Annotated in this window: 3 protein-coding genes; all 3 read left to right on the forward strand. The window is 67.0% G+C overall.

Annotated elements, in window-relative coordinates:
- Positions 1 to 152: 152 nt before the first annotated feature.
- Positions 153 to 2,111 (forward strand): hypothetical protein, encoded by a 1,959-nt coding sequence (locus VN520_RS17500; protein ID WP_325747861.1) that lies wholly within the window; start codon positions 153 to 155, stop codon positions 2,109 to 2,111.
- An 821-nt stretch (positions 2,112 to 2,932) separates the two neighbouring features.
- Positions 2,933 to 4,744 (forward strand): hypothetical protein, encoded by a 1,812-nt coding sequence (locus tag VN520_RS17505; protein WP_325747862.1) that lies wholly within the window; start codon positions 2,933 to 2,935, stop codon positions 4,742 to 4,744.
- On the forward strand, positions 4,744 to 5,250 hold a 507-nt coding region (locus VN520_RS17510), incomplete at its 3' end, for a UvrD-helicase domain-containing protein (protein WP_325747863.1). The genes VN520_RS17505 and VN520_RS17510, both read left to right, overlap by 1 nt.

The raw sequence follows: 5,250 nt of genomic DNA on the forward strand, positions 1-5,250 counted from the left end.
GGGCCCTTCAGCTGGCGTCAGCGGCCTTGCGCAGTCTGCTCCCGGGGGATCCGGCCGAGTCGGCGCGGCCGGGCCTCGGCTGGGGAAGGTGGCAGCCGTCCATTCCGAGGGTGTACCGCCTCGTCGTGGATCGTGGTGAGCCGGAGGACGGCGTGACCAGTGAGCCCTTGGCAGCCGCCCTCTGGTGGCTTCGCAGGGATCGGCCTGGCAGCCGCGTCACGTTGTTGTGCTCGGACGCCCTCGGCCAATGGCAGGCGCTGACCATCCGCTTGCTCCTGCGGCGTATTCGCTACGCGGCGTTGAGTACCCAGGAGCGCGCCGAGTTGGACGTCGCGCTCGCTGTCTGGCTTCTGGATGAGGGTAAGGCTTCCGGGAGCGGACGAGACTGGCATCGGATGGGCCGGCGATGGGCTGAAGCGCTGTCTGATTCCCCGCCGCGGGCGTCCGTCCTCACCCGGGTTCGGGCTCTTGGCCATGGCAAGGCGGAGGATGTGGCCGCCCTCCAGCAGGGCGCTGCTCTCTCAGGCGACGGTGAAGGGGCCATGGGGGTCATGCCCCGTGTTGCTGGATCCACGTTTTCGGCTGGTGGGACAGCGCCTTTCCCCGACCGGTCTTCCGGGGTATCCCAGACAGTTTTGTTGGAGTCCTCGCAGGCTGGCGATGCCTGCTACCTTCACGCCGCCCTGCGTGAGAGCGGGCGCACCGTCGTCGCTGCGATCCGACCCTCCGGTGAAGGCGTGATCCTTGCGGACAGCACCACTGTGGACACGTCCAGGCTCTTCGTTGGGTTGGTGGAGCAGGTGTCCACAAGTCCTGACGCTCAGCGGGCCCAGGCGGAGCGGCAGGTCGTGGCCGACGAGACCGCAGCGTTTGCGCTGCGGGCGGGGCGGGCGGAGCAGGCTCCGTGGGTTGCCTACCTGCGCGACATCGAGGAGGAGTACCTGAGTGGCCAGGCCACCCTGGCTCAGTACACCGAAGCGGCCGAGCAGGCATGGAACCAGTTGGTCCAGTTGGTTTCGCGGGTGACGCAATCCGACGGGCGTGGTGTCGTGGACCGCTGGTACGAGGTCAGCTCCTCCGCAGACCCCTCCGGTCCAGGAGAGGTCCACCTCAACCTCGCTGGGGCAGTTAGTGCTTGGGCCCAGCGGGACCGCCCTGACGAGCGCTTCATCATCGTGACGGGCGAAATTGCCGTTCCTGGCCGCCGTGTCCTGCACCTGCCCGACGTTCCGGTGCCCGATCTCATGGACCCCGGCCAGCAGGTTACCGGTGCCTCTGGCTCTCAGGTGGCGGCGGCGCTGGCGTCATGGGTCAACCGCCAGGCGCGATCGACTACGCTCGGCCCGCTGGAAGGGAACGACTCGATCGCCTGGATGCGGGCTGGGTGGGCGTGGGGCTTGGTGTTCGGCGCACCGATGCCCGAGAGAGTTGCTGATGAGCTCGTAAGCCTCGGACTCCCGGGAGAGAGGGCCAAAGCAGCGTCGCGGACGGTCGTCGCTACTGTTGCTCGGCTGCAACTCAAGTCCTCAGCTGCGGAGAGCCGCAACGGCTGGCTCATCCTGACTGCGGCCGCGGCGACGTGGGACGAAGCGGTGGGTCCCTCCCGCGCCTACCTGGACAGACTACTGCCGGCCGACACGACCGCTCCGGGGACCGAGGAATCGGACCGGCACGACGGCTTCTTGGTCACCACGCGGCGGATCGGATTCATCGCACAGTACTCAGGGGCGCCAGCTCTCGGTGCAGCCTATCGAGCAGCTTCGCGATTCGGGCAAGGCGCCACGGACCTGACGGAGCTGTCTGCGATGCCCTCCCGAACGCTGGCGCGAGCCATCGAAGTGCAGAGGCGGACACCCCGGGAAGCCGAGCGCGCCTTTCAGGCTGCCGAGAATCTTGCCCAAGCCGCAGCCTTGCTGACGCTGTACGTCGATGAGGGCTACCCCCAACAGGTCGTAGCGGATCTGCGGCAGTCTGTTCGTGAAGCCCGGGGTCATCTTTCGGCTCTGTGTCGGCAGCAGGCGGCTGGGTTCATTGGTGATCGCCTCCCGCTCGGGGCCGCGTCGCCGGGGGCGTTGCCGACTTTCGGGGAGGACGAGCACAGCTCCGCCTGAGACTATGCGGCTGCGGGGCCGCGGGTGGGGTGGCAGTAGGGCAGCAAGAAGGGCACCAGAGCCGGACGATGAGGTCGGGAAGCCGGTGAGCGTTGCCGGAGGCGGTGTCTTCCTTCACCTCGACGTGCAGTGACTCCCGACAATCGATGCACCGTGCCCAGTTCGGGTCCTGCTGCAGCGCATTGGCCACTCGTGCACACAGCTCAGTTCCACTCCCCCCACCCATGCTCCGACAGTACGTGCTGCCCATGACAGCGGCACTTTTCTTTCCTGGGCGGCTGGCGCTCTCGTCGCGGTAACCAGGTCCCGTCGTTGGACGTGACGGTGGGGCTGCCATCGTCTGGCGTTCCGTCCGGGTGGGTGGCGCGTTGTGCTCGTCGTGCTGGCCGGGGGATCCGCAGCGTCTGCTCTGACACTCGCTGTCAGTGTCCGTTGACATTGAACTCAGTCGTTTTGCCATCGAACCGAGTCGTGTCGTATCCCGGCGAGCGCGGTATCACGAAACGAAGAAGAGGCGACGGCAAGCCGTCTGTCTACTGGTCAGCTGCCTGCTTTCCGTCCGACACAACGGTTCCCGTCACGGCGGTAGTGTCCGCCAGATGGCGCGGTTCGCCAGGAAGCGCCGAGTTCCGCGAGTTGCCCACGAAGGGCTCCGGGCTGCTCCGCCGGGTCCTGCGAGGAGGGCTCAACCTGGGTTTCCTGTAATGCAGTACCTGTGAGGCCATGCGTGCTGGATGATTGCTGCTGTGCGTGTAACTCGCCTGCAAATCTCAGGCTTCCGCGGATGGAAGCATCTGGACCTTCGTCCTGACCGTCACGTAGTGCTGGCGGGCATTCCTCGCGCGGGTCGTACCGACATCATCGAGGCCCTTGCCCGGGTGCTGGATCCGGATGCGGCCCGGGGCGCCGCCCTGACCGACCTGTACCAGGAGGGCGTTGCGGCTACCGAAGAAGCCGCAGCTCCTGCAGTACCCGAGGAGGCCGACGAGGGCGCGGTCCAGTCCGACTTCTCGCGGGTCGCTCGCGTGGACGCGGCCGAGATCGAGGTGACCCTGACGGACCTCGATCCGGATGTACAGCAGCTGGTGGCCGACGGGGCCCTTGAACCACTGGACCCCTCCGGCACGGCAAGTGAGGACGCTGACGCCAACCCGGACGCTCCCCTGTGCATGCGAATGACGTACCGGCTCAGGTATGACAGCGATGCCGAGGTCTTGGAAACCGTCGTCTTCTATCCGGCCCGGAGCACCCCAGCAGTTGGTGACTACCTCCGGGTTCCGGCTGCGACCCGGCGGGCCCTGCCTGTAATCACCCTCAACGCTGGGGTTCCTCTTCAGCTTCGGGCCGGCGGGAACTTGCGCCGCTTCATCGACGAGCGGGACCCGAAGGCTGCTGCAGCAGCCTTCGAAACGCTACGTTCGGCTGTCGCCGAAGCCGTCGGATCCCTGTCAGCCGATCCCGCGATCACCGAAGCCGTCGATGCGGTCCTAGCCGTCGGCGGTACTGCGAGCCGCCTGGGCGAAGGCACAATCTCGGCCAGAGACGTCGGTTTCCTAGCCGAGGATGGCACGGTCGCCGCCCTCCTGCGTACGTTGAGGGCGGCGCTGCGCCTGGACGACTCGGGGTTGCTGGCGCTGCCCAGTCACGGAAGTACGGTCACCGCCATCCTGTCGATGGCCGAGGCGATGCTCTTGGCGAACGTTCCCGGTGCGGTGGTCCTGGCAGACGACTTTGGTGATCAGCTCGATGCAGCAACTGCAGAGCACCTCGCCTCGCTGACACGTAATCAGGCGGGCCAAGTATGGCTGTCAACGCGGCGGCCAGAAGTTGCCCGCGCGTTCGAACCCGGCGAGGTGGTACGTCTCGTCCGTCACGGGGGCCTTCGCGGGCACCATCAGATCGCGAAGACAACCGACCGCAAGAAACTCGCCGCGCTGAGGCAGCTGCACACCCAGCTCCTATCTGCATTCACCGCACCGGTAGTCGCGATCACCGAGGGGCCGCACGACGTGGCCGTTCTGAGCATGGCCGACCGCCGATACCCGCCGAGCAAGCTCCCGCTCTCTGCTCATGGCGTCCGCCTCGTCGCCGCAGGCACCGGCGGCGACGGCGGCATCGACCAGATCCCCCGCATCGCAGAACTCGCCCAGCAGCTCGGATTCCGCGTGATTGGCGTGATCGACCGGGACAAGGAAACACCGCAGAGCGTTGAGCAAACGGCCGCAGTCCAAGCTGCCTGTGACGTCGTGGTCCGCCTGCCACCTGGGGCGATCGAACGGGCCATGGTCGCCGGCCTCGATCTCGCCACGGTCGCCGTGGCCAGCGCCCTGCTCACGGACTACGGCGTGCCCGACCCTCTGGCCGCTGACTCCAGTGAGTCCGCAGTGACTCAACTATGCAAGGTGCTACACAAGAAGGGCCTTCACGAACCCGTCCTGGAAGCCCTCTACAGCGAATTGCAGCCAGCGCCTGGCCACACACAAACGCCTGAGCACCCGCTGAGCGAAGTGGTGGTTCACCCGCCCGTGCTGGCGGCGGCCCTCGACGCAATCGCCCAGGCCGCGAACGCCGCATACTCCGGCCCCAAGCTCGTCGACCTCCCCGAGGTCGCTCGGCCGCAGACGGAGCAGTGATGACGTACGCCCCGAAAGACAAGCAAATTGACGTCATCACCAGTACTGCTCCGGTCGTGGTTGTCCTGGGAGGTGCGGGCACGGGCAAGACGACAACTGCCGTCGCCGCAGCTCGGCGGCACCTCGAACGGGCAGACGAGGAACTCGCGATGGCCCGGCGGGCCGCAGCGCGTGACGGAGTGAGGACGAGGTTGCCCGCCCCAGAGCGCGCCTTGTTCCTATCGTTCTCCCGCACCGCAGTGGCACAGATCATCGACCGCGCAGCCGCGGTCATCGGGCCGTTCCGGCCGCGCTTTGAAGTCTCGACCTTCCACGGGTTCGCCTGGCGCGTCATCAGGAGCTTCGGCCCGCATCACGGGTATCCGCCGCCGCAGACGGTACTGAGCAAGGCCAACAGCCTGGTTGCGGGGGCCCCGCCCGGCCTCACCTATGACGAGCTGATTCCCGCCGCAACCGCATTGCTTGCCCTCCCGAAAGTGCAGGCCCACTACCGCGGTCGGTACGGC

The organism is Streptomyces sp., from assembly GCF_035563135.1.
Taxonomy (GTDB): domain Bacteria; phylum Actinomycetota; class Actinomycetes; order Streptomycetales; family Streptomycetaceae; genus Streptomyces.